Genomic DNA, 23,015 nt, shown 5'->3' with positions numbered 1-23,015 from the left:
CCGTGCTCAAGGCGCTCCCCGAGTCGCGGAGACTCGACACGGCCACCAGCGAGCTCGACCCCCCGTTCGCGGTGGCCGACCTCGAAGCTTTCCGGCGCAACGCCGCCGACCTGGCGCGGCGCGCCGCCGGACGGCCGGTCCGGGTCGTCACCAAGTCGGTCCGCTGCCGCGAACTGCTGCGCCGCGCCCTGGAAACCCCCGGCTTCGCCGGGCTCATGTGCTACAGCCTCGCCGAAGCGCTCTGGCTGCACGCCGAAGGGCTCGCCGACGACATCGTCGTCGCCTACCCGACCGCCGACCGCGGCGCGCTGCGCGCGCTGGCCGCCGACCCGGCCGCCGCCGCGGCCGTCACGATCATGGTCGACTCCGTCGAACACCTGGACCTCGTCGACTCCGCCGTCGGCCGGGACCACCCGGACATCCGGCTCTGCCTCGACGTCGACGCGTCCTGGCGTCCGCTGCCCGCGCTGCACGTCGGCACCCGCCGCTCGCCGGTGCACACCGCCGACGACGCCCGCAGGCTGGCCGGATCGCTGTTGCGCCGCAAGGGATTCCGGCTGGTCGGCCTGATGGCTTACGAAGGTCAGATCGCCGGGGTCGGGGACGCGCCGCCGGGCAGTCCGCTGCGCGGGCTGGGCGTGCGCTGGATGCAGCGGCGCTCCGCCGCCGAGCTCGCCGACCGGCGGGCGGACATCGTCGCGGCGGTGCGCGCCATGACCGAACTGGAGTTCGTCAACGGCGGCGGCACCGGCAGCATCGAGAGCACCGCGGCCGAACCCGCCGTCACCGAGGTCGCCGCCGGGTCCGGACTCGTCGGACCGGTCCTGTTCGACGGCTACCGCTCGTTCCGCCCCGATCCGGCGCTGCTGTTCGCGCTGCCGGTGGTGCACCGGCCAACCGAGCGGATCGCGACCCTGTTCGGCGGCGGCTACGTCGCGTCCGGTCCGGTCGGACCGGACCGCGCCCCCGCCCCGTACCTGCCCGCGGGGCTGAGGCTGACCGGGCTGGAAGGGGCAGGCGAGGTGCAGACCCCGGTGACCGGCACCGCCGCCCGCGCGCTGCGCCTGGGCGACCGGGTGTGGTTCCGGCACGCCAAGGCCGGTGAACTCGCCGAGCGGTTCAACGAGTACCACCTGGTGGCGGGCGACGCGGTGGCCGGATCGGTGCCGACCTATCGCGGCGAGGGCAGGTCCTTCGGCTGATCGTCGGGCAGGCGGTTGGCCAGGTAACCCCGGACCAGCTCGCGGGCCTCGGTGACCAGCGTCGGATCCCCTGCCGGATCGCGGCGGAAGGCCAGGTGCAGCACGGCGTCGGCGGCCTCCACCGCCACCGACAGCGGCAGCAGCAGGTCGGCGGGTTCGAGGCCGAACTCGTCGGCGATCAGCGAGGTCAGCTTCTCGGCGATCACCGTGTTGTTGTCCTTGCTCTCGTCGAGCAGGCGCAGGTCCACGACATCGCCGAAGTGCAGGCGGCTGAAGCCGGGGACCTCCCGGTGCATGGTCATGTAGACGTCGAAGACGGCGTCCACGGCGTCCCACCAGTGGGCCATCCCGGCCTTCTCGAAGCGGTCGGACACCGTCCGCACGAACCGCTCCAGGTTGCGCAGCGTCAGCTCCTGCACAACCGCCCGTTTGTCCGGGAAGAACTGGTAGAGCGAGCCGACCGCGACCCCCGCGCGCTCGGCGATCAGGGTCGTGGACAGCCCGTCGTAGCCCAGCTCGTCGATGAGCTGAGCACAGGCTTCGAGCATCTTCTCAACTCGCTGTGCGCTGCGTTGCTGGACCGGCTTGCGGCGCAGGGGCGCTACTTCGGTGGGCAAGGCGACTCCTTGATCATGTTCTCGACCATCTTGCCGACCACGACCGTGACTCTCTTTCAGGGGAGCCCTCCCTCGATTGCCGGGACACGGTCCCAGCGGCCGGGTGCGTCGAAACCACTCGATTCCGTTGGTCCGATTTTCCCGTTGCCGCTCCGTGCACGCGCTGCGGACATGCCGAAAGGTACATCAACCGGACGGGTGGTTTCGGCGTTCACAACTTGACCTCCTCCGACGCGTACGTTCCCCGGGACGTGGCAAGGGATACCGCCGCCCGGCGGACCCGGAGCACCGATGTGGCCGTATGCATTCCGTCACGTTGTCAATGCGAAGGGTCACTATCTAGCGTGGTTCGAATCTGTTCGATCCGCGACAGAAGGGTCAACGTGGGTAACTGTGGCGCCGCTTCTCGTCATTCCGGCACCCGTCGTGCTGTGCTCGTGCGGTGGGCACTCACCGGGAGGAGACCACCGGGCAGCGCGGTGAGCCTTCCGCAGGCCGCACCCGCGGTTCCCGCCCGGTGACCGCCGGACCGACGGCTCCCGCTCGCCGGGACGGACAAGGAGACCGATCGTTGGACGGTTGGCGTCGCCGGGACCTGTGGTCCCCGCTGGGGGTCGAGGAGGCCAACACCCTGCTCCGCGACGGCGGCTACGGACTGCGGGTCGAGGGCGCGCCGCACCGGCTGGTCGGCGCGGGCGCCGGGGCCGGGCTGCCGCTGGGCGGCGAGCCGACCTGGGCCGACCTGTACCGCGCGCTGGTGCGGCTGCGGCGCACCAGGCGCGAGCACGACCCGCTCTGGCTGCACCGGCTGACCCGGTTCCTGGCCGGGCCAGAGTCCGCGCCGGCCGGAACCGGCTGGGTGGCCCTGCCGCCGGACCGGGTGGAGCCGCTGACCGCCGACGAGTCGATCGACGCGCGGCACCGCCTGGGGCCGCTGATCGGGTCCGACGGTTCGGTGCTGTTCCCCGCGGAGCGGGGCGCCGACCGCCCGGACTCCGCCGTCGGTGACGGGCCCGCCGTGCGCGGCTCCGGCCCGGTCGTGGAGCTGCGCACCACCGACCGCGACGGCGCGAAGCGGCAGCTGGCCGGGTGGCAGCGGCTGGACTCGGCGGTCCGGTCCGACCCGGTGCTGCGGATGCACTGCGCGACGCTGCCGGCGTCGGCCGCGTTCGTCGACAACCGCAGCGGCACGGCCGTCCTGGGGTGCGAGGCCGAACCGCAGCCACCGCACCCGAAGCACCCCGGCGGCACCGTCGTCGCCACGCTCCCGGCGCTGCTGCGCGGCACCGGGGACGGCGGTCCGGCGCTGCTGCGGCAGGTGATCGAGAACCGGTTCGAGCGCCGGGAGGACGAGCTCCCGTACTTCCTCGACCACCTGGTCCGCCCGCTGCTGCGGGCGTTCCGGCTCGCCGTCGACACCCACCGGATCGGGCTGTTCGCCCTGGACGAGCGCGGTGTGGGCTTCGAGCTGTCACCGGAGTTGCAGGCCACCGGGCGGATCGTGGTGACCGACTTCGAGCGGGTGCTCGACCGGCCGTCGGCCGCCGACGTGCCGTCCGGGGCGGCGGCGCTGGTCGGCACGATCGACGCGCTCAGCGCCGGATTCGCCCGCATCCGCTTCGGTTCGGGCGCACGTTCCGAGAGCAGGGTGCGCGCGGCGGCGGACCGCGTCATCGCCGAGGAGCTGCGCTTCCTCAAGCCGCGCACCGCCGAACTGCTCTCGACCGACCCGGCGTTGCGGGAATTCGCCCACACCGTGGCGGAATCGCAGGACGACGTGCTCAAGGAGGTCCTGCACACCGTCCAGGAGCGGACCAGGCGCAGGCGGTGGGACCCCGGCCTGCCGCCCCCGACCGTGGTCATCGACCTCGACCTGTGCGGAATCGTCCCGCTGCAACGCACTTTCGACGCGGCCCGCGCGATCTCGGGCCCGCGGCCCGGTGCGCCGGAAGGCGTCCTCGAACTCGCCAGCCCGGGATCGCTGCCGCTGCTGCCCACCTACGCCGAATCCACCTGGCACAACTTCGTCGAGCTCAGCGGGCTCGGCGACAAGTACCCGGAGGTCGACTGGCGGCAGGTGCACTCGGACTTCTTCCGCGCCTTCGCCCGGCCCTGGGAGCGGTTGCGCACCGACACCGTCAACGCCGGGCTGGCCCGGTTCGTCTGGGACGTCCAGGACGCGGGCGGGCAGGTCGTGTTCTGCACCGGGCGGCGGGAGCGGGTCCGCCGGTACACCGAGGAGGTGCTGGCCGAGGCCGGTGTGCCGGACGCCGTCCTGCTGTGCATGCCGGACGAGCGGACCCGGCCGATCTCCGAGCTGAAGGTGGAGAAGCTCCGGGAACTCGGCGAACTCGACGTCGTCGCGGTCTTCGACGACATGCTGTGCAACCGGATCGCGCTGACCAAGGAGTTCCCCGGCGCGCTCGCGGTGGCGGTGGAGGTCCCCGGGCTGGCGACCGAGCGCAGGCCGGAGCAGCCGGTGCCCGACGACGCGCGGGTGATCGCCACCTTCGAGACCTCGCCGCGGCCGAGGAAGACCGGCTCGTCGCTGTCCAACACCCATTCCCTGGAGGAGATCCAGGTCGGCGCGATGCGCCGGAACCGGGTCGCCGACCGGTGGTCGGTGCAGCTCACCGAGGACGAGTCGCTCGCGGTGGTCGACTCGGTGCTCGCCGACGTCGACCGCTCGGCGGCGCGCACCGCGCAGAGCGCCCGCGCCAAGTTCGCGGTCGACGGCGGCGATCCGGAGCAGGTGATCCGGGCGCTGCACCACGTCTTCACCCGCAAGCAGTTCCTCAAGGGCGCGCGGTCGAACTACCGGTGGGACGACATGCGCCGGGACGCGGGACCGGCCGTCCGGCGCGGCGAACCGATCGAGACGGTGCTGCTCGGCTTCCCGGTCAAGCAGTGCCTCAACCGGCTCAAGGCGTTCGGCCCGCTGCCGGACCTTGCCGAGTTCGGCGGTCTGGCGCGGCTGCGGGAGTTGCAGCAGGCGGTGCGCGGCGTGCACCCGCCGGGGCTGCACTTCAACATCCTCACCGACGGCAGGCACTTCCGGCCCCGGCCCGCGGCGATCACCGACGCGTACAGCCGGAAGCTGCGGGAGTACGTCGACCTGGTCGGCATCGGCGACTGCACGACGGTGGAGGAGATCGACACCGTAGCGCGCGACCGGCTCGGGCCGGACGTGCCCGCCGAACGCGCGGTGCGGCTCGCCCGGTACCGGGCCGAGATCAACGACCTGCTGCGCGGTTTCGACATCACCTCTAACCCGCTGCGGACGCTGGAGTCGGTGCACTCCTATCTGTCCACTGTGGATGGACCGCTGGCCCCGGTGCTGCACCTGTTCCGGGAGATGCTGATGTCGGTGGTGTACTCGGTGCCGGTGCCGGTCCCCGCGGGCGTGGACCGGATGTCCTGGTCGGCGCTGGTCTACGCCGACGTCTACAACCTCACCGACCGCACCGCGGCGCCCGAGGTCCGGGACGCCAGGGCCGCGGTGCTGCGCCGGGCCTGGCACGCGGTGGTCCGCTACCTGGCGACGCTGCGGGTCGACGAGGAACTCGGCTACGAGGAGCTGTTCCCGGACCGCGTGCGGCTCACCGTCAGCGCGGCCAGGCCCGGTCGCTGCGGCTTCACCTACCTCGGCGGCTCGGGTCTGCTGCCGTGGCAGGGGACCGGGGTGGTCGACGGCCGGGGATACCTGGCGGTCGACTTCGCGGTCGCGATGCTGGACCGGGGTTTCGTGCCGGTCTACTCGCCGCTGGTCGGTCCCAGGCAGCCGTGGCTGATGGTGCCCGCCGAGCGGACCCGCCTGTCCGGCACCGGCATTCGCCTGGACCCCGACTTCGCCGCCCGGATCCGGTTGCGCCGCAAGTAGCAACCGCGCACCGCCGTGCGGCGCAACGGGTTCTGGTCGTGGAGATGTAAAGGCCCCGGTGTCAGCGTCCGGGGAAACGCCGGCACCGGGGCCTTCTCACACTCCGAGATCCGTGTCGGGGAGGACGGATACGGAGCAGCTTGGAAATCCGCGAGCCGGCGCCGGTCGGGGGAGGGGAGTGCTTCAGCGCCGGCCCGCGGATGTCTGCGATCCGCCTGGTCGGCGGATGTCCACTGTGGAGTTGGAGAGGTCGGGGTGGTGGCCGACGAGCACGTGCCGAGGTCGGGGGTTCACGACATGCGCTCGTCGGCCACCACAGCTTTACGGCACCGGCGCCGCCCGGCGCAGAGTGTGCGCGGGGCGCAGGTGCCGTGCGGGACGGGGTGCCAGGGCGCCCGTCACGAGGTGCTCGTACGCCGAACGCCACACCGAGCACGGTGCTTTCCGAGGGCGCCAGCGGGTCGAGCACTCGGGGCAGTTCCCCTTTTCGTCGGCGTCGTGAGCGGAGAGCAGCGTGCGCCACCCCTCGGTGAGCCGAGGCAGCTCGGAGCGCGCCACGGAGAGCAGGGACGGGGCGTCCGCGCGGTTCGCCAGCTCGGCAAGCACATCGAGCCGCTCCCACACCGCGTTGCGCAGCACCTGTCCCAGGATCTCGTCCACCGCAACCTCACCGTCACTTTCTCGCCTGGTCGGCGGCGCTGCGCAGGGCACGGCTCAACTCACCGACTCCGCTGGTCGAGAGCACTGCGGCAGCGCCAGGCGGTCCGACAAGAACCACCCTGTCCCGGTTTACCAGCACGTCGAGGTCCCGGTGGACGTTCGTCGCGTCCCGGCAGTGGACCCGCCACCACGGGCGGCGGTCGGCGTCGGGGGAGAACTCGGCCGCTTCGGCCGGGTTTCCCGTCTGCCTGTTGCTGTCCACTGTCGTCGGGGTTCCTCTCCGTGCTCGGTTGCCTACCCATGACTAGATTGGATCTAGTCGGGCCGTTTCGCCTAGCGGTAGGCGATGACCGGGCAGACGGCGACGACGAACGGTCGGCGGACTTCACCCCTGCCGATCACCTTTGCCGAACTGCACTTCACCGACTTGCGGGAGTGCCCTTACTCTGCGACCAACGCCCGTCAGAGCGTGAGGGGGTCCAAATGAACATCATCGGTTCGAGCGGCTCGCCCGTTACACCCGAGGTCTGGAACGACCGCGCCATGCGGGATGCTCTGGCCAACCGGAACATCAGCGAGGTCTACAAGCAGCTTCGCAGGCACGGTGTTTCGCAGCGCCAGATCGCGGCCTCCACCGGGCAGTCGCAGTCCGAGGTGTCCGAGATCCTCAAGGGTCGGCAGGTCATGGCCTATGACGTGCTGGCCCGCATCGCCGACGGGTTGGGAATACCGAGGGGGTACATGGGCCTCGCCTACGACGGGGCGACGCAGTTGAGGGTCGCGAATTCGACGAGCGACTCCCAGGCTGAGGAGGACGAGTCGGTGAAGCGTCGGAAGTTTCTGTCTCATGCCGCGGCCGTCACCATGGGTGCGGCCGTCTTCGGCGCCGAGGAGGCCAACTGGGTGCCCGCGAACGCCCAGACGCCGGCCCCGGCGCGCATCGGTATGACCGACGTGCAACAGATCCAGGCCGCGACGAAGGCGTTGCGGGACCTCGACTACCGCTACGGCGGTGGCACGTGCCGCGATGCGGTGGTCGCCCAGCTCTCCTGGGCGCAGCAGTTGCTGGAAGCGACCGCGACCGAGCAGGTGCGCAGGAAGCTGTTCGTGTCGCTGGCCGACATGCACAGCCTCGCCGGGTGGACCTCGTTCGACACCGGTCTGCTCGACCCGGCCCGCGGGCACTTCGGCAAGGCGCTGGAGTTCGCCAAGCAGGCCGAGGACGACAGCCTGGTGGCCAGCGTGCTCTACCGGATGGGCCGGGTGTACCTGCACTACGAGGAGCCGAACGAGGCGCTGAAGCTGTTCCAGCTGGGGCAGATCGCCGCCCAGGAATCGGGATCCGCGCTGACGGTCGCGGTGCTGTGCGCCAACGAGGCGTGGGCCTACGGCATGCTCAACAAACCGGACCAGGTGCAGAAGATGATCGGCCGGACCAAGGACGAGTTCGCCCGCGCCGACACCAACGAGGCTCCGGACTGGGTCCGGTTCTTCAACGAGAACGACCTGCACGGGATGATCGGCTCGGCGCACGACGCGCTGGCCGTGTTCGACGCGGACCGCTACGCCCCGATGGCGGTGGCCGAGACCATCAAGTGCAACGAGGCGTACGGCGCGGACATGCAGCGAACGCACGTGTTCGGGCTGAGCTTGCAGGCCACCAACCACATCCGGGCCGGTGACCTGCAGCAGGGCATCAAGGTGGGGCGGCACGCGCTGGCGATCGGCGAGAAGGTCAAGTCCGCCCGGGTCGCCGACCGGCTCCGCCCGTTGCAGCTGGAGGCGGGCAGGCACCGGATGAACTCCGACGCCCGCGATCTGGCCGAGGAGATCCGGCGGTTCCGCGAGGTGTGAGGCCGCTGCCTGCCGGGCGGCTGACCGCCGGCGGCGGCATCGGCATCCGCCGGTCGCCCGCCCAGGCAGGCAATTGGTTGGCAGACGATGAGTTCCCAGACACGACCCATGGAAGACGGCCGGTACACCAGGCCGAAGCTGGCGCTGGCGCTGGCGCGGATCTGCGCCGAGGTCGGGCTCGACCCGAGCGGCGCCCGGCTGATCCGGTTCGTCAACAACGGGGTCTTCCTGCTCCGCGAGCACCCGGTGATCGTGCGCATCGTGCTCGCACCTTCCTTCTCGTACCGGGCGGCCAACGTCGTGGAAGCGGCCCGGTTGCTGGCCGAGCACGGGGTTCCCGCGGTGCGGCTGCTGCCCGGGGTGTCGCAGCCGGTCAGCGTCGGCGGGCACCTGGCCACGCTGTGGCAGGCCGTGCCGGAGACCGGCACCGCCTCCGGCGCCGACCTGGGCGGGCTGCTCCGGCAGGTGCACTCGCTGCCGGTCCCGGCGACGCTGCCGGACTGGCGGCCGATGGACGACGTGCGGCGCAGGCTCTTCGACGCCGAGGAGCTCGACCCCGACGACCGCTACTTCCTGGAGCAGCGCTGCGACGACGTCGAGCGGCGGCTGGAGTCGCTGGACTTCCCGCTGCCCCGCGCGGTGATCCACGGTGACGCGCACCTGGGCAACCTGATCGCGACGTCCGAGGGAACGCTGCTGTGCGACCTGGACTCGCTGTGCGTCGGCCCGCCGGAGTGGGACCTGACGCCGATGGCGGTCGGCAGGCTGCGGATGGGGCATCCGCCGGAGCGCTACGAGGCGCTGGCCCGCAGCTACGGCTTCGACCTGCTGGCGTGGGAGGGCTTCCAGGTGCTGCGCGACCTGCGCGAGCTCAAGATCACCATCAGCGTGCTGCCGATCCTGCGCAGCAATCCCGCGATCCGCGGCGAGCTCCGGCGCCGGTTGCGGTCGATGCGCGCAGGTGACGTCACTGCGCAGTGGGCGCCCTACAACTAGCGGCGGACCCCGCATCACACTTTCGTACGTTCGAGGGAACTTGATCGACAGACCGCGATCATTTGGTGATTCTTGGTCACGGATTCACCCTTGTGCATGTAAACCATTCGTGGATATGTCGCGAGACGACCGGACGGGCAGTCGATGAGGATCGCGAAGATGAAGCGGGCGCTGCTGAACCCGGGCTGGCGGACGCGGCGGGCGCTGCGTTCGGCCGCCGTGCTGGACGAGGTGGTGGACTCGCAGGTCGGGATGGTGCCCGGGCTGCCGCCGGAGCTGCGGAAGCGCTCCGCGGACCACCTGGCGGAGCTGGTGCTGCTGGCCCAGTCCTACCGGCACTACGCGGCGGGCTGGATCGACCGCCGGGAGCTCGAACACCGCGCGTGCGCGGCATTGGACCGTATGGAGTCGCGCAGGGGGCCTCGGTTGGGGCAACTCACCGAGCGCGAATGACCGCTCGGCGAACTGCATATTATTCCGCGATGCGAAAAGATCCGGGCCGGTTCGGTCCGGAGTTCAGCTCGGCCGAACGTTAGCGATCTTGGTCGGCCAGCCGGGCGCGGGCGATGGCGACGTACTCCGGATCCCCCGTTTGCAGGCCGTGCAGACCGAGCATCACGCTCGACCGGAACGCGGTCAGCTCCGTGACGTGCTCGCGGAACCGCTCCGGCGGTCGCCCGCCCGCGTCGATGTAGTGCGCCAGCAGCCGGTCCAGGCCGGCCGCGCCGAAGGCCAGGCACGGCGCGGCGAAGTCGGCCGCGGGGTCGTCGATCGCGGTGTCGGTCCAGTCCAGCAGGCCGATCAGCGCACCGCCGCCGTCGACCAGGGTGTGCGCCGGGTGCAGGTCGCCGTGCACGAGCCGGGGCTCCGCGCTCCAGTGCCGTTCGTCGTCGATCCACGCCTGCCACCGGCGGACCTTCTCGTCCGGGACGCCGAGTTCGGTCCGCGCCTCGGCCAGTCCGCGCTCGGCCTCGGCCCGCTGCCAGCGGGGCCCGCGGACCGGCAGGCCGAGCGGTTCGAGCTCGGCGAGCGGGGTCCGGTGCAGCTCGGCGATCACCCCGGCCAGCGCGCGGAGGAAGTCGCCGGTCGGCTCGATCGGCGCCGGATCCCGCAGCACGACCGGGTCCTCGGCGGCCAGCGGTTCACCGGGGAGCCGCCGGTAGGCGATCAGCTCCGGGCTGCGGATCTCCCACTCCGGCAGCGCGACCGGCAGCCGTCTGCGCAGGAACTCCAGCAGCCGGGCCTCGACCGGGATCAGCTCGGCGACCTCGGGGCGGCGCGGCACCCGCAGCACCCAGCGGGTTCCGTCGTCGCCCACCGCGTGGACCACCCGGAAGTCCCAGCCCGTCTCGTCCACGTCCACCGGCCGCACCGCGAGGCCGTGCGCCTCGGCGAGTTTCCGCATGGCAGCCAGCGTATTCCGGGACGAAAGCGATTTTTCCGGCGAAGCCCGCGGGCCCTCCCGGTGGTTCGGGAGGACCCGCGGACGAGCTCACCTGCCGAGGCGCATCGCCAGGGTCGCGCCGAGGCCGACCAGGACCACGGCCCCGACGATCCACGGCCAGATCGGCATCCCGCCGGAACCGGCCTCGCCCGGCTGACCGGCCTGCTCGCCTTCGGCGGCGGGCGGCGGCGCCGGGGTTCCGTTGCCCGGCTTGGTCAGCGTGAAGGTGACCTTGCCCGGAACCGGGTGCCCGTCGGCGGACAGGATCCGGTAGCCGACGGTGTAGACGCCCGCGGGCCCGAGCTCCCGGACCGGCGCGGTGACCGAGGTGCCTTCGACCGACACCTTCCCGTCGGTCCAGTACGTCCCGTCCGGGCCGACGACGTTGACCGTGTTGTAGCCCTCGCCCGCGCGCACGGGCTGGTCGAAGGTCAGCCGCACCTGCTGCGGGCCGACCTCCAGCTGCGCGCCCTCGGCCGGGTCGCTGCCGACGAGCACGTTGTGCGCGAGCGCGGTCCCGGCCCCGCCGAGCAGGGCGGCCAGGGACAGCGCCGCGATCGCGATCAGCCGCTTCACGCCTGCTCCTTCCCGGACTTGCGGGCGCGGGCCAGCGCACCCGCGCTGACGCCCAGCGCGAGCGAGCCGACGCCCAGACCGGCTCCGCCGAGGTAGAGGGCGGTGTTGTCGGCACCGGCCGGGGCGGCCTGCTGCTCCGGCCGCTGCTGCTCGGGCTGGGCGCCGTGCTGGCCGTGGCCGCCCTCGGACTCCTCCACCAGGTCCAGCGTGGGCGCCGGGTGCTCCGGCTCCTCGCCGCCGGGCGGGGTCGGGGCGTCCCAGCGGACGACCTCGCCGTTGTCGTAGGTCTGCTCGGTGGGCAGCAGCAGCTGGTCGACGTCGGTCGGCAGGGTGCCCAGCGAGACCTCGAACTCGTCGAACTGGTCCGGCGCGATCCGGGTTCCGGGGTTCGCGGTCCAGGTCACGCTGGTCACCGCCTCGGTGACCTCCGCGCCGGCCACCTGGACCGGCTGCGGCAGGGCGACCTTCTCGACCTGCGAGGTCCAGCCGGGCATCGGGCGGGTGCGCACCGAGCTCAGCGGGTGCTCCGGCGGGAAGGTGACCTTGATCTTCACGGTGCCTGCGCCGTCGCGCTCGTTCGGGACGCGGAAGGCGACCTTGGCGTAGCCGCCCTTGGCGGCCTCGCCGTCGGGGTTGGCCGACACGTGCGCGGACGCGGTGCCCGCCGCGGCGAGCGCGGCGAACCCGGCGGCGGTCGCGACCGCCGCGGAACGGACAAAATGCCTGTTTGCGGACATGGCGGAAGAAACTCCTGGCGTTCGTGCTGGGGAAGATGACAGAACGACAACGATCGGGCGGTGGTCGCCGCCCGGATCAGCAGGAGTGGACCGGGGGTCCGCGAAGCGCGTTTATCCGCTGGTGGATCAGCTCCGCGAGGACGCGCACCGTGTCCGCCGGGACGCAGACCGCCACGAGCTCGGTCACGATCCGTAGCGGATCCGGCTTCCTCGGCAGCACCAGTCCGAGCGCGTTGGCGACTACGAAGAGTGCCTGTTCGGCGCGGGCCAGGGCCAAACCGGTGAACACGGCCGCGAGCACGTGTCCGGCGGTCATCGTCACCGGATCCAGTGACACGCCGGGCCCCGCGCCCCCGTCCTGGTGAGAGCCCGCAAGCTGGAGAAAAACGTGAAGTGCCAGCTGCCCAACGCCCAGAGCACCTACAATGCTGAGCGACCCTCGCCTGCGACCGGCGAGTGCCACACCGGCACCGGCCAGCAACGAGGTGATCACGAGGGTGGTGCCCGGGTCAGGCACGGACCCGCCGGCGGCCGCGTGCGCGGCTACTGAGAGTGACGCCGAGGTGATGGCCAAGCCCGTACCGCGGAGGACGCGCAGCGCACCCTTCGCCGGACTCGGACGGACCGTCACAGCGGTCAAGTCTAGGTGTCGGTTCGGCCACGCTGACCGCAGGTGAGCTTGCCTTGATACCCCGATTGGGTCACGGTCTATGGGTTGCCGACGGTCAGGATCGATCCTGTACGAGATGTGGGAGACGGGTGCGAGGTTCCTGGCCGTCGTGACTGACGACGGAGAGGAGGGGGCGTCGAGCTAGTCGGCGCCGAAACCTGTGTCGACCGAAACAGAAAAAGGAAGTGGCGGCTCGTCCCCGGGCCGCCATTCGACGGAAGTACCAGCCTTCATCGACCGGCCGCGCACCGACTGGGTGGTCTTCGGTGTCACGGCAGCGATCATGTTCGGCCTGGTCGCCTGGGGTGGCCTGGCGACCGACTCGCTGAGCAACAGCATGAGCACCGCGTTCACGTGGATGATGAACAACCTCGGCTGGGGTTTCGTGCTCGCCACGACCGGCTTCGTCGTGTTCGCGCTGTACCTGGCGTTCAGCCGGTACGGGCGCATCCCGCTGGGACAGGACGGGGAGAAGCCGGAGTTCAGGACCGTCTCCTGGATCGCGATGATGTTCTCTGCCGGTATGGGCATCGGTCTGATGTTCTACGGCGTTAGCGAACCTCTTTCGCATTTCGTCAAGCTGCCGGGCGCCGAGGAGGCCAAGCTCGCCGGCTGGACGCAGCAGGAGATGGACGACGCGCTGCAGACGGCGATGTCGACCTCGCTGTTCCACTGGACCCTGCACCCGTGGGCGATCTACGCGGTGGCGGGTCTGGCGATCGCCTACAGCAGCTTCCGCCGCGGTCGCAAGCAGCTGATCAGCGCGGTGTTCGTGCCGATGATCGGCAAGCGCAACGCCGAGGGCCCGATCGGCAGGCTGATCGACATCCTGGCGCTGTTCGCCACGCTGTTCGGCTCGGCCGCGTCGCTGGGCATCGGCACGCTCCAGATCAAGACCGGCATGCAGGCCGCGGGCTGGATCGGCGAGACCGGCACCAACATCCTGGTGGCCATCATCGCCGTGCTGACCGTGTGCTTCATCGCCTCGGCGGTCTCGGGCGTGGCCAAGGGCATCCAGTGGCTGTCCAACATCAACATGGTGCTCGCCGCCGCGCTGGCGGTCTTCGTGTTCGTGGTCGGCCCGACCGTGCTCATCCTGAACCTGCTGCCCACGACGCTGGGTGCCTACCTCAGCGACTTCGGCGCGATGGCCTCCCGCACGGGTGCCATCGGCGGTGACGCGATGACCACCTGGCTGTCCAGCTGGACGATCTTCTACTGGGCGTGGTGGATCTCCTGGACGCCGTTCGTGGGCATGTTCATCGCCCGGATCAGCCGGGGCCGCACGATCCGCCAGTTCATCGGCGGTGTGCTGCTGGTTCCCAGCGTGGTCAGCCTGGTGTGGTTCGCCATCTTCGGTGGCGCGGCCATCAACCTCCAGCGGGGCGGCGAGAACGTCTACGGCCAGGGCGAGGCCGAGGCCCAGACCTTCGACGTGCTGGCGCACCTGCCGCTGCCGCTGGTCACCTCGGTGCTGGTCATGATCCTGGTGGCGATCTTCTTCGTCTCCGGTGCCGACGCCGCCTCGGTGGTGATGGGCACGCTGTCGCAGCGCGGTTCGATCGAGCCGAGCAAGTGGGTCGTGATCTTCTGGGGTGCGGCCACCGGTGCCGTCGCGGCGATCATGCTGGTGATCGGCGGTGGCAAGGAGACAGCGCTCGAAGGCATCCAGAACCTGACCTTCATCGCGGCCCTGCCGTTCACGGTGGTCATGGTGCTGATGTGCGTCGCACTGCTGAAGGACCTGCGCAGCGACCACATCACCGTCCGCGGTGAGAAGGGCGTCGAGGTCCTGGAGCAGGCGGTCATCATCGGCAACGAGGAGCACGACGGCGACTTCCAGCTGGAGATCTCGCCCGCCGAGCCGAGCGACGACGACGCGGACTCCGACTCCGAGACCGCCAAGGCCAAGGCCGAGTAGGTCCGAGTGGAGTTCCTGGACTACGTCGCTTCCAGGTGGCAACAGCTGCTGGTGGACTCCTACCAGCACGCCAGCATGGTGGTGCAGTGCATCGTGCTGGCGACGATCGTCGGCGTCCTGGTCGGGGTTGCGGTCTACCGCAGCCCCGCCGGGGCGGCGATCGCCACCGCGCTGTCCAGCGCGATCCTCACGATTCCCTCGTTCGCCCTGTTCGGGCTGCTCATCCCGTTCATCGGGCTGGGCGTGGCGCCCTCGGTGGTGACGCTGGTGCTCTACGCGCTGCTGCCGATCGTGCGCAACACCATCGTCGGCCTGTCCACGGTCGACCAGCCGGTCCTGGACGCCGCGCGCGGGATCGGCATGAGCCGGTTCTCGGTGCTGACCAGGGTCGAGCTGCGGCTGGCCTGGCCGGCGATCCTGGCGGGCATGCGGGTCAGCGCCCAGATGCTGATGGGCATCGCGGCCATCGCCGCCTACGCCAAGGGCCCCGGCCTGGGCAACCTGATCTTCAGCGGGCTCGGCCAGCTCGGCGGCGCGAACGCGCTGAACATGGCACTGGCCGGAACGCTGGGCGTGATCGTCCTGGCCCTGCTGCTGGACGCGGTGTTCGTGCTGGTGGGGCGCCTGACGACTTCGAGAGGTATTCGTGGCTGAGAACAACATCGACCGGCCGGGGCACGGGGTGGAGATCCGGCTGGAGGAGGTCTCCAAGCGGTACTCCGGCCAGCGGCTGCCCGCCGTCGAGTCGGTCACCATGACCATCCCCGCCGGGGAGACCGTGGTGCTGGTCGGGCCGTCGGGCAGCGGCAAGACCACCACCATGCGGATGATCAACCGGCTGATCGAGCCGACCTCCGGCCGGATCACCATCGGCGGGCAGGACGTGCTCGGCCTGGATCCGGACAAGCTGCGCCGGGAGATCGGCTACTCGATCCAGCACGCGGGGCTGTTCCCGCACATGACCGTCGGCGAGAACGTCGGCATGGTCCCCAGCCTGGTCGGCTGGGACAAGTCGCGGATCGTCGAGCGGACCGAGGAGATGCTCGACCTGGTCGGGCTGGACCCCGCCGAGTTCCGCACCCGCTACCCGCGCCAGCTCTCCGGCGGGCAGCAGCAGCGCGTCGGCGTCGCCAGGGCGCTGGCCGCCAACCCGCCGGTGCTGCTGATGGACGAACCCTTCGGCGCGGTGGACCCGATCACCCGCGGTGTGCTGCAGGACGAACTGATGCGCCTGCAGGCAGACCTGGGCAAAACGATCGTGTTCGTCACGCACGACTTCGACGAGGCGGTCAAGCTGGGCGACCGCATCGCGGTGCTCGGCGAGCGCTCGAAGATCCTCCAGTACGACACGCCCGAGGCGATCCTGGCGAATCCGGCCGACGACACCGTCGCCGGTTTCGTCGGTGCCGGGGCCGCGCTCAAGCAGCTCACGCTGCGCCGGGTGCGCGAGATCGAGCTCGGCCAGGTGCCGACCGCGCGGGTCGACGAGGAGCCGTCGGCGCTGCGCGAACGCCTCGGCACCCGCCGGGGCGCGATCGGCCTGGTGCTCGACAAGCGCAAGCGCCCGCTGCGCTGGGCGACCGCGCGGGAGGCGGGCGCGGTCGCGTCGCTGGACCGCGCGGGCAGGCCGGTCGAGGACAGCGTCTCGCCCGCGTCGACGTTGCAGGACGCGCTGGAGGCGATCCTCACCGACGACGACGGCGTCGCGGTCGTGACCGGATCGCGCGGCGAGTACGTCGGCGTCGTGGACATCGACACCGTCATGAACACCATCAAGTCGCTGCGCGAGGAGTACGCCGACGACCAGGAATCCGGGTCATGAGCACCCGGTTCGCCGCCGACTCCGGGTCCAGGAAGGCCGAGCGGCTGCGGCTGGCGGTGCAGCCGGTCGTGGTCGTGCTGCTGGTCGCCGCGGTGCTGGGCTGGGCGTTCGGCCAGGACCTCAGCGAGGTCACCGCGCGCAGCATCAACGCCACCACCATCGTCAGCCTGACCTGGCAGCACTTCCTGCTCAGCCTCGCGGTCGCGGCGATCGTCGTGCTGGTCGCGGTGCCGCTGGGCGTGCTGCTGAGCCGCAGGTGGGCGCGGCGGATCGCGCCGCTGGTCATCGGCATCGCCAACGTCGGGCAGGCCGCGCCGTCGGTCGGTCTGCTGGTGCTGTTCTTCATCGTCACCGGCGGCACCGCCGGGTTCTGGATCGCGGTGCTGCCGATCGCGGTGTACGCGCTGCTGCCGGTGCTGCGCAACACCATGGTCGGGCTCCAGCAGGTCGACCCGGCGCTGGTCGACGCCGGCCGCGGCATCGGGATGTCGGCCACCAAGGTGCTGGTGCGCATCGAGCTCCCGCTGTCGGTGCCCTACATCCTGGCCGGGCTGCGCACCGCGCTGGTGCTGGCGGTCGGGACCGCGACGCTGGCGCTGTTCGTCGGCGCGGGCGGGCTCGGCGAGCTGATCGACACCGGCTACAAGCTGAACAACTGGACCGTCATGTGCGTCGGCTCGGTGCTGGCGATGGCGCTGGCCCTGCTGGTCGACTGGCTGGCCGCGCTGGCCGAGGAGTACCTGTCGCCGAGGGGGCTGCGATGAACCGCCGGACCGCGCTGAAGTTCGCCTCCGCGGCGCTGGCGGCGGGGGTCCTGGTGTCGGGCTGCGGGCTGAGCTCGGGCTCTTCGGTGCCGCTGCCGGTCGGGCCGGGCTCGATCCGGCCGGTCCCGGAGCTGGAGGGCGTGCGGCTCACGGTGGGGTCCAAGGACTTCACCGAGCAGCTGATCCTGAGCTACATGGCCCAGTTCGCGCTGGAGGCCGCCGGGGCGAACGTCCGCGACCTGAGCAACATCACCGGCTCGGCCAGCGCGCGCAACGCCCTGGCCAGCAAGCAGATCGACGTGCTGTGGGAGTACACCGGCTCGTCGTGGATCAGCTACAACGGCAACACCGAACCGATCCCGGACGCCCGCGAGGCTTACGAGGCGGTGCGGCAGCTGGACCTCCAGCGCAACGGGATCAACTGGACCGCCCCGGCGTTCAAGGTCGACAACACCTACGCCTTCGCGGTCAACCAGGACGCGGTGCGGCGGCTCGGCGTGACCAGGCTGTCGGACCTGCCGCGGGTCGTCGCCGAGCATCCCCAGGACGCGACGTTCTGCGTGGAGACCGAGTTCGCCAACCGCAACGACGGCTTCCCCGGTGTGCAGGAGACCTACGGCTTCAAGGCCGACGAGACCAAGGTCAACACGCTCGCGACCGGCACCATCTACCAGGCGGTGCTCAACGGGACCTGCACCTTCGGCGAGGTCTACGCGACCGACGGCCGGATCCAGGCGCTGAACCTGACCACGCTTGAGGACGACAAGCAGTTCTTCCCGCGCTACAACCTCGGGCTCACCGTCCGCGACGAGCTGTTGCAGCGGTATCCGCAGATCACCGCGGTGTTCGAGCCGGTGTCCGAGCGGTTGAGCAACGCCGAGCTGCTCAAGCTCAACGCCAAGGTCGACGTCGACGGCCGTGACCCGGCCGAGGTCGCGCGCGAGTGGATGGTCCAGCAGGGCTTCGTGACGATGCCCTGAACTCCGACGACCGCTGCGGGGAGCCCTCCGGCGAGGGCTCCCCGACCGGTCAGCGCAGCCGTTCGGCGACCTGCTGCGCCACCGGCACCAGCCGGGCGCGCAGCGCCTCGTCGTCGAAGAGCTGGGAATCCTCCGTCGCGGCAAGCGAAACCACGTACCGGCCGACGTGGAACATGATGCTGTGCTCCTTGGCGAACGCCGGTGAGAGGTAGGCGCGGCCGTCGCCGATCGACGCGTCCAGCGGGGTCGCCGGGCCGAAGGTCGTGGAGATCTCCGAGTTCGGGTCGGCGTAGAACTCGACCTGCTCGGCGGCCTTCCCGGCGTCCGGGAAGGTGCGCAGGGTGACGTCGATGCTCCCGGTCCGCGCGGAGATGTCGTCGCGCGGGGCGACGCTGCCCTGGTGGCAGGTGCTTTCGGCGTAGACGATGCGCTCGTTGTCGCCGCGCTTGAAGACCTCGACCGGCGACGAGCTCCACGTGCGGTCGACGACGCCGGAGTGCTGCAGGTGGAACACCTCGTCGATGTCACCGGGCTCGATCGCCGCGCACGGGTCCGGCACCTCGCCGAACGGTGCCGGGTACTTCCCGGCGCTGGCGCCGGCGTAGGCGCTGTCCCACTTCGCGATCATCTCCGACAGCGCCTGCTTGGCCACGTCGACCGCCTTGGCGTGCGGCGTGCCGGTCGGGCTGACGATCGAGAACTCGACCACCGAGGTCCTGTCGGTCAGGTAGCCGTACGCGCCTTCCGGGGTGCCGGGGTTCTCCTCGTCGAGCAGGATCTCCCACTTGCCCTCGGTGGTCGAGGTGCTGCCGTGCTCCCGCGCGATCCGCAGGTCGGACTCCATGCTGCCGGGATCGCTGATCGGCGCGGCGTCGACGCTGAAGGAGACCTGCGCGTCCTGCTCGAACAGCACCGAGCAGCCGCTGAGACCGGTCAGCAGCCCGCCGGGCTGCTGGGCCACCGGCTGGGGCGCGGGGTGGTCCGGGTCGGGCAGCCGCTCGGTGATCGTCTCCTCCGGGGACAGCTGCCAGCCCTGGGACTTCAGCAGGTCGACCGGGACGATCGAGCAGACGTTGGGGGCCCGCGTGCCGCCGTAGACGGGCACCGGGCCGGAGCCGGGCGAGATCGGCAGCGAGGTCAGCGGCTGCGGCTCGGCGGCGGAGGGTTCGCGCCCGCCGGGCGCCTGGACGAGCACGACCGCCGAGACCACGACGAGGGCGAGGACCAGCACGCCGGCCACGCACAGGGTGACGATCAGCCCGGTCCGCGACTTCTTCGGGGGTGGCATCGGCGGACCGGGCGGTGCGAAGCCGGGGTGCGGGGGCCGCGGCGGGTACGGGGGTTGCTGCTGGTACGGGTTGGTCATGCCCTCATCCGGAGTTCGAACCTGCGTCAAACACCGGGAGCTTATGCGCCGGGGCGGCGGCGCGGACCCGTTTCGGGAGGGTTGAGCTGCGGACCGGGTGCGGCCACCCGGTCCGATCGCTCAGCGCAGGTTGTTCTCCATGAGTTCGACGTACTTCGCCATCTGGTGGTCGCGAATTCCGTCGGTGGCGGGCGCGAACATGTCGCTGGTCAGCCCCTTGGCCTTGTCGGTGATGCTGCCGAGCAGGCTGGTCTTCTCCCGCAGGTTCCCCTTCGCGTCGAAGTAGCGGAGGGTCTTCACGTGGTGGTAGAGCGGTTCCGGCGGAACCTGCGGCACGATGTCGTTGTTGTTGACGAACCGGAACGTGCGCGACTCCAGGACCTCGTCGTAGGCGTTGGCCAGGAACCGGTCGCAGGTGCGCGGCTGCCCGAAGGTGTACACGCCGTCGGCCGTCAGCCGCGGGTCCTCGAAGTGCAGCCGCGCGGCGGCCAGCATCGCCAGCGCCCCGCCGAGGCTGTGGCCGGTGATCCACAGCGTCTGCCCGTTGTCGCGGAACTCGGCGATCGCGTCCTTGATCTCGGGGAACACCGAGTCGAGGGCCTGGTGGAAGCCCAGGTGCACGAATCCCTTGGCGCCGGGCCCCGGCGCGGCGGGACCGTTGACGTCGGTGAGCCAGTCCTGGATCTTCTTCGGCTCGGTGCCCCGGAACGCCAGGATGATCATGCGGTCGCTGCCCGCGACGAAGCCCTGGGTGTCGTCGATCGGCAGCATCTGGTGGCTGCTGAAGAAGTACCGGAACCGCTCGAAACCCCATTTCCGGGTTTCGCTCTGCATTTCCTCCTCGGTGCTGTAGGTCAGGTCCGCGGCACGCGCCATCCAATAGGCGTGCAGCGCGCTGTACCCGGTGGTTTCGTGGTCGAGATCGGCAATGGTCATGGCCGCGCCTTTCCGTGTTCGTCGTCGGCGCAGCGAAGTTAGCCCCGGGAGAATCCGCCGAAGCGGATCGGAAGGCGGCGCGGCGGCTGAATCGCCTGATCGATCGTCAGCCGGTCAGACCCCGAGCCTGCGCATCAGCTGGACCTCCAGCCGCCGGAGCTCGCCGTCGACGGCGCGGTGCGCCGCGCGGCGCCGCTGCGTCGGCATCCGCTCGGCCGCGCGCACCGCGCTGGCCAGCTGCGACAGCCTGCCGTCGGTCTCCTCGGCGTACTGGTCGGCGGCGAAGACCTCCTGCTCGCTGCGGCCCACGGTCTGCGCGCGCATCTCCTGCAGCGCGTCGCGGTCGGCCGCGATCCGGGCGTGCAGCGCGGCACCCCGGCCGGTGAAGCGGCCGAGGTCGGCGACCTCGACGCCGAGGCGGCGGGCGCGCATCCGGTCGTAGGAGGAGCGGGCGGAGGCCACCGCGCGGAGCAGGTACGGCATGGCGACCGGCCCGATGACCTTGAGCACGCCGATGACCCGCCTGGCGTTGCCGGGGGTGATCCGCCCGAGCTCGCCCCTGCGTTCGGCCCTGCGGGCCTTCCGGTTCGCCTTCTTCTCCGCTCGGCTCGCCGCGTGCGTGCAGGACTTCGGAGACTTCTTCGCGGACCGGGTCATCGGCGGCCGTCCCTCCTCCGGCGGGGTACTGGGGGCGAGCGGCCGGTGCCGCTCACAGCACAGACACTAAGTCCGGTGCGCCCTCGGCACGACAGCAACGCGCCGGGCCCGGCGACACGGTGCGTGACCGGCGATGATCACCGGTGTCACCGGGGTGATGGGCGCGGGTGTCGGGGCCACGGCATACGCTCTCACCGTGGAAGAGAAGGTGCTGCTCGACGCGAGCGTGGTGACGCGCTGTCGTCGGCGTGTGCACCTCGAATCCGATCGCACGATGCGCGACGTCCCCAAGGCTCCGCCGGATCCGGGCATCGAGCAGCGCATCAGCGACGCCGCCGACCACCGCCGGTTCGTCGCCGACCGGCTGGGCAGGCTGCTGGGCGGCGCCTGGACGCAGATCCCCACCGACCTCGACCGCGCGCGGCGCGAGGAGCTGACGCTGGCGGCGATGCGCGCGGGCGTGCGCTACGTCTCGGCCGCGCAGCTGCCCGCCGATCCGGCAGGCGGGCGGCGCGGTTCGGTGGACCTGCTGGTCCGCGGGCAGGACGGGTACGTCCCGGTGCTGGTGGTGCGGCACAAGATCACCGACCCCGGCTTCGGCGCGCGGATCTCCCCGCTGAGCAGCCCCGACCCGGCCGCGGCCCGCACCGACGACCGGCTCAAGGTCCGCTCCCACTCGCGGGACCAGCTCCGGCTCGCGCACGCGCTCCGGCTGCTGCGGTCGACCGGCCTCGGGTCGGCGGGCTCGCTCGGCGGCGTGATCGGCGTGGACGCCGAGTTCGTCCTCTGGCACGACCTCGCGACGCCGAACTGGCCGGGTGGCCGGACCGCGCTCTCCGAGTACGACGCGCGGTTCGCCGACCGGCTCGCCGTCGCCACGGCTGCCGCGACCGGTGCGGACGCGCTGGCCGAGCCGTCGCGGATCACCGAGTGCAAGGGCTGCCCGTGGTGGCCGACCTGCGAGCGGCAGCTGCGCGAGAACCGCGACGTCAGCCTGGTCGTGCGGGGCGAGGACGCGGTCAGCCTCCGGAGGATCGGTGTGTCCACTGTGGATGACCTGGCCCGGATGTCGCCGCGGGAAGCGGAGGAGCTGCCGCTGACCGTCACCCGGGTCAACGACGTGGTGCTGCTGGCCAGGGCCTGGCTGCGCGAGCTGCCGCTGGTGCGCCGGGTGCGCGAGCTGAGCGTGCCCAGGGCCGACGTCGAGGTCGACGTGGACATGGAGAGCTACGCCGACTCCGGCGCCTACATGTGGGGCTGCCTGCTCTCCGGTGCCGACGTGGGGCACGAGCCGGGCTACCGCGCCTTCGTGACCTGGGACCCGCTGCCCTCCGACGACGAGGCGCGGTCCTTCGCGGAGTTCTGGTCGTGGTTCACCTCGGTCCGCCGCGCCGCCGCCGAGCGGGGGCTGACCTTCCGCGCCTACTGCTACAACGAGCTCGCGGAGAACCGCTGGATGCTCGCCTCGGCCGAGCGCTTCGCGGGCAAACCCGGCGTGCCCGCGGTCGCCGAGGTCCGCGCGTTCATCAACTCCGGGGAGTGGGTCGACCTGTTCGCCTCGGTGCGCGACCAGTTCCTGTGCCCCAACGGCAAGGGCCTGAAGGTGATCGCCCCGTGCGCGGGCTTCGCCTGGCGCGACGCGGAGGCCAGCGGCGAGAACTCGATGCGCTGGTACCGCGACGCGGTCGGCCTGGACGGCGACCCGCCGGTGCCGTCCCAGCGCGACCGGATCCTGACCTACAACGAGGACGACGTGCGGGCGACCTGGACCATCCGGCGGTGGATGACTTCTCCCGCCGCTCTGGACGTGCCCTTCGCCGAGGATCTCTGAGGCCGAAGGGGCTTTGCCGCTTCGGGTTCTGTTGGGTGCGGGCGGGTGCGTTGACCCGTGCGCCTTCCGGACGGCTGGACCGGCCCGGAAGGCGCACCGGCG

The 23,015-nt window shown here is 71.2% G+C and carries 21 protein-coding genes; 11 read left to right on the top strand and 10 right to left on the bottom strand.

Annotated elements, in window-relative coordinates; translation table 11 throughout:
• The first annotated feature begins 2 nt into the window (after positions 1–2).
• The gene (locus ABD691_RS33090; protein WP_344686313.1) at positions 3–1,202 is read left to right on the top strand and encodes an amino acid deaminase/aldolase; all 1,200 of its coding nucleotides are present in this window, start codon (positions 3–5) and stop codon (positions 1,200–1,202) included.
• On the opposite strand, the gene ABD691_RS33085 is transcribed toward ABD691_RS33090, so the two are convergent.
• Positions 1,172–1,819 carry a TetR/AcrR family transcriptional regulator gene (locus tag ABD691_RS33085; RefSeq protein WP_425565217.1) on the bottom strand — a complete coding sequence of 216 codons (648 nt, stop codon included), beginning with the start codon at positions 1,817–1,819 and terminating at the stop codon, positions 1,172–1,174. The genes ABD691_RS33090 and ABD691_RS33085 overlap by 31 nt on opposite strands.
• Positions 1,820–2,390: 571 nt before the next feature.
• Here ABD691_RS33085 and ABD691_RS33080 point away from each other — a divergent pair.
• A complete protein-coding gene (locus ABD691_RS33080; protein WP_344686312.1) occupies positions 2,391–5,699 on the top strand; it encodes an L-tyrosine/L-tryptophan isonitrile synthase family protein in 3,309 nt (1,102 codons plus the stop codon).
• Between the two features lie 321 nt (positions 5,700–6,020).
• Here the strand turns inward: ABD691_RS33080 and ABD691_RS33075 are convergent, their stop codons facing one another.
• Together ABD691_RS33075 and ABD691_RS33070 are read right to left on the bottom strand one after the other, a co-directional pair.
• Complete coding sequence (locus ABD691_RS33075; RefSeq protein ID WP_344686311.1) at positions 6,021–6,359, bottom strand: hypothetical protein; 339 nt, start codon at positions 6,357–6,359, stop codon at positions 6,021–6,023.
• 13 nt (positions 6,360–6,372) lie between these two features.
• Positions 6,373–6,621, bottom strand: a complete 249-nt coding sequence (locus ABD691_RS33070; protein ID WP_344686310.1) for a hypothetical protein — start codon at positions 6,619–6,621, stop codon at positions 6,373–6,375.
• Between the two features lie 221 nt (positions 6,622–6,842).
• Here ABD691_RS33070 and ABD691_RS33065 point away from each other — a divergent pair, with 221 nt between their 5' ends.
• The 3 genes from ABD691_RS33065 (at position 6,843) to ABD691_RS33055 (ending at position 9,662) form a co-directional block, all read left to right on the top strand.
• Positions 6,843–8,213, top strand: a complete 1,371-nt coding sequence (locus ABD691_RS33065) for a helix-turn-helix domain-containing protein (protein WP_344686309.1) — start codon at positions 6,843–6,845, stop codon at positions 8,211–8,213.
• 108 nt (positions 8,214–8,321) lie between these two features.
• Entirely contained in the window at positions 8,322–9,209 is an 888-nt protein-coding gene (locus ABD691_RS33060) for a phosphotransferase enzyme family protein (protein WP_344686308.1), read from the top strand.
• Between the two features lie 144 nt (positions 9,210–9,353).
• The gene (locus ABD691_RS33055; RefSeq protein WP_344686307.1) at positions 9,354–9,662 is read left to right on the top strand and encodes a hypothetical protein; all 309 of its coding nucleotides are present in this window, start codon (positions 9,354–9,356) and stop codon (positions 9,660–9,662) included.
• Positions 9,663–9,741: 79 nt separating this feature from the next.
• On the opposite strand, the gene ABD691_RS33050 is transcribed toward ABD691_RS33055, so the two are convergent.
• The 4 genes from ABD691_RS33050 to ABD691_RS33035 all read right to left on the bottom strand — a co-directional run bounded on the left by ABD691_RS33050 (position 9,742) and on the right by ABD691_RS33035 (position 12,282).
• Positions 9,742–10,614, bottom strand: a complete 873-nt coding sequence (locus tag ABD691_RS33050; protein ID WP_344686306.1) for a macrolide 2'-phosphotransferase — start codon at positions 10,612–10,614, stop codon at positions 9,742–9,744.
• Positions 10,615–10,701: 87 nt separating this feature from the next.
• Positions 10,702–11,229, bottom strand: a complete 528-nt coding sequence (locus ABD691_RS33045) for a copper resistance CopC family protein (protein ID WP_344686305.1) — start codon at positions 11,227–11,229, stop codon at positions 10,702–10,704.
• The gene (locus ABD691_RS33040) at positions 11,226–11,966 is read right to left on the bottom strand and encodes a YcnI family copper-binding membrane protein (protein WP_344686304.1); all 741 of its coding nucleotides are present in this window, start codon (positions 11,964–11,966) and stop codon (positions 11,226–11,228) included. Before ABD691_RS33040 ends, ABD691_RS33045 begins: the two co-directional genes overlap by 4 nt.
• Before the next feature lie 76 nt (positions 11,967–12,042).
• A complete protein-coding gene (locus ABD691_RS33035; RefSeq protein WP_344686303.1) occupies positions 12,043–12,282 on the bottom strand; it encodes a hypothetical protein in 240 nt (79 codons plus the stop codon).
• 637 nt (positions 12,283–12,919) lie between these two features.
• Here ABD691_RS33035 and ABD691_RS33030 point away from each other — a divergent pair.
• Genes ABD691_RS33030 through ABD691_RS33010 form a run of 5 tightly spaced genes read left to right on the top strand, consistent with a single transcriptional unit; the run spans position 12,920 to position 18,123 of the window.
• Positions 12,920–14,557 carry a BCCT family transporter gene (locus ABD691_RS33030; protein WP_425565216.1) on the top strand — a complete coding sequence of 546 codons (1,638 nt, stop codon included), beginning with the start codon at positions 12,920–12,922 and terminating at the stop codon, positions 14,555–14,557.
• A gap of 6 nt (positions 14,558–14,563) precedes the next feature.
• The gene (locus ABD691_RS33025; protein ID WP_344686302.1) at positions 14,564–15,211 is read left to right on the top strand and encodes an ABC transporter permease; all 648 of its coding nucleotides are present in this window, start codon (positions 14,564–14,566) and stop codon (positions 15,209–15,211) included.
• The gene (locus ABD691_RS33020; RefSeq protein ID WP_344686301.1) at positions 15,204–16,379 is read left to right on the top strand and encodes an ABC transporter ATP-binding protein; all 1,176 of its coding nucleotides are present in this window, start codon (positions 15,204–15,206) and stop codon (positions 16,377–16,379) included. Before ABD691_RS33025 ends, ABD691_RS33020 begins: the two co-directional genes overlap by 8 nt.
• A complete protein-coding gene (locus ABD691_RS33015) occupies positions 16,376–17,143 on the top strand; it encodes an ABC transporter permease (protein ID WP_344686300.1) in 768 nt (255 codons plus the stop codon). Before ABD691_RS33020 ends, ABD691_RS33015 begins: the two co-directional genes overlap by 4 nt.
• Positions 17,140–18,123, top strand: coding sequence for a glycine betaine ABC transporter substrate-binding protein (locus ABD691_RS33010; protein ID WP_344686299.1), 984 nt, complete (start codon positions 17,140–17,142; stop codon positions 18,121–18,123). Before ABD691_RS33015 ends, ABD691_RS33010 begins: the two co-directional genes overlap by 4 nt.
• A 49-nt stretch (positions 18,124–18,172) precedes the next feature.
• On the opposite strand, the gene ABD691_RS33005 is transcribed toward ABD691_RS33010, so the two are convergent.
• The 3 genes from ABD691_RS33005 to ABD691_RS32995 form a co-directional block, all read right to left on the bottom strand.
• Positions 18,173–19,489, bottom strand: a complete 1,317-nt coding sequence (locus tag ABD691_RS33005; RefSeq protein WP_344686298.1) for a hypothetical protein — start codon at positions 19,487–19,489, stop codon at positions 18,173–18,175.
• Between the two features lie 120 nt (positions 19,490–19,609).
• Positions 19,610–20,425: a lipase family protein gene (locus ABD691_RS33000; RefSeq protein ID WP_344686297.1), complete on the bottom strand. Its 816-nt coding sequence runs from the start codon at positions 20,423–20,425 to the stop codon at positions 19,610–19,612.
• A 114-nt stretch (positions 20,426–20,539) separates the two neighbouring features.
• Positions 20,540–21,082, bottom strand: coding sequence for a DUF6474 family protein (locus tag ABD691_RS32995; RefSeq protein WP_344686296.1), 543 nt, complete (start codon positions 21,080–21,082; stop codon positions 20,540–20,542).
• Positions 21,083–21,278: 196 nt separating this feature from the next.
• On the opposite strand from ABD691_RS32995, the gene ABD691_RS32990 reads away from it, so the two are divergent.
• On the top strand, positions 21,279–22,913 hold the full coding sequence (locus ABD691_RS32990; protein ID WP_344686295.1) for a TM0106 family RecB-like putative nuclease: 1,635 nt from the start codon (positions 21,279–21,281) through the stop codon (positions 22,911–22,913).
• Positions 22,914–23,015 lie beyond the last annotated feature (102 nt).

It is taken from the genome of Saccharopolyspora taberi (assembly GCF_039534165.1).
GTDB lineage: Bacteria > Actinomycetota > Actinomycetes > Mycobacteriales > Pseudonocardiaceae > Saccharopolyspora_D > Saccharopolyspora_D taberi.
This window is presented reverse-complemented; position numbering and strand designations above follow the sequence as displayed.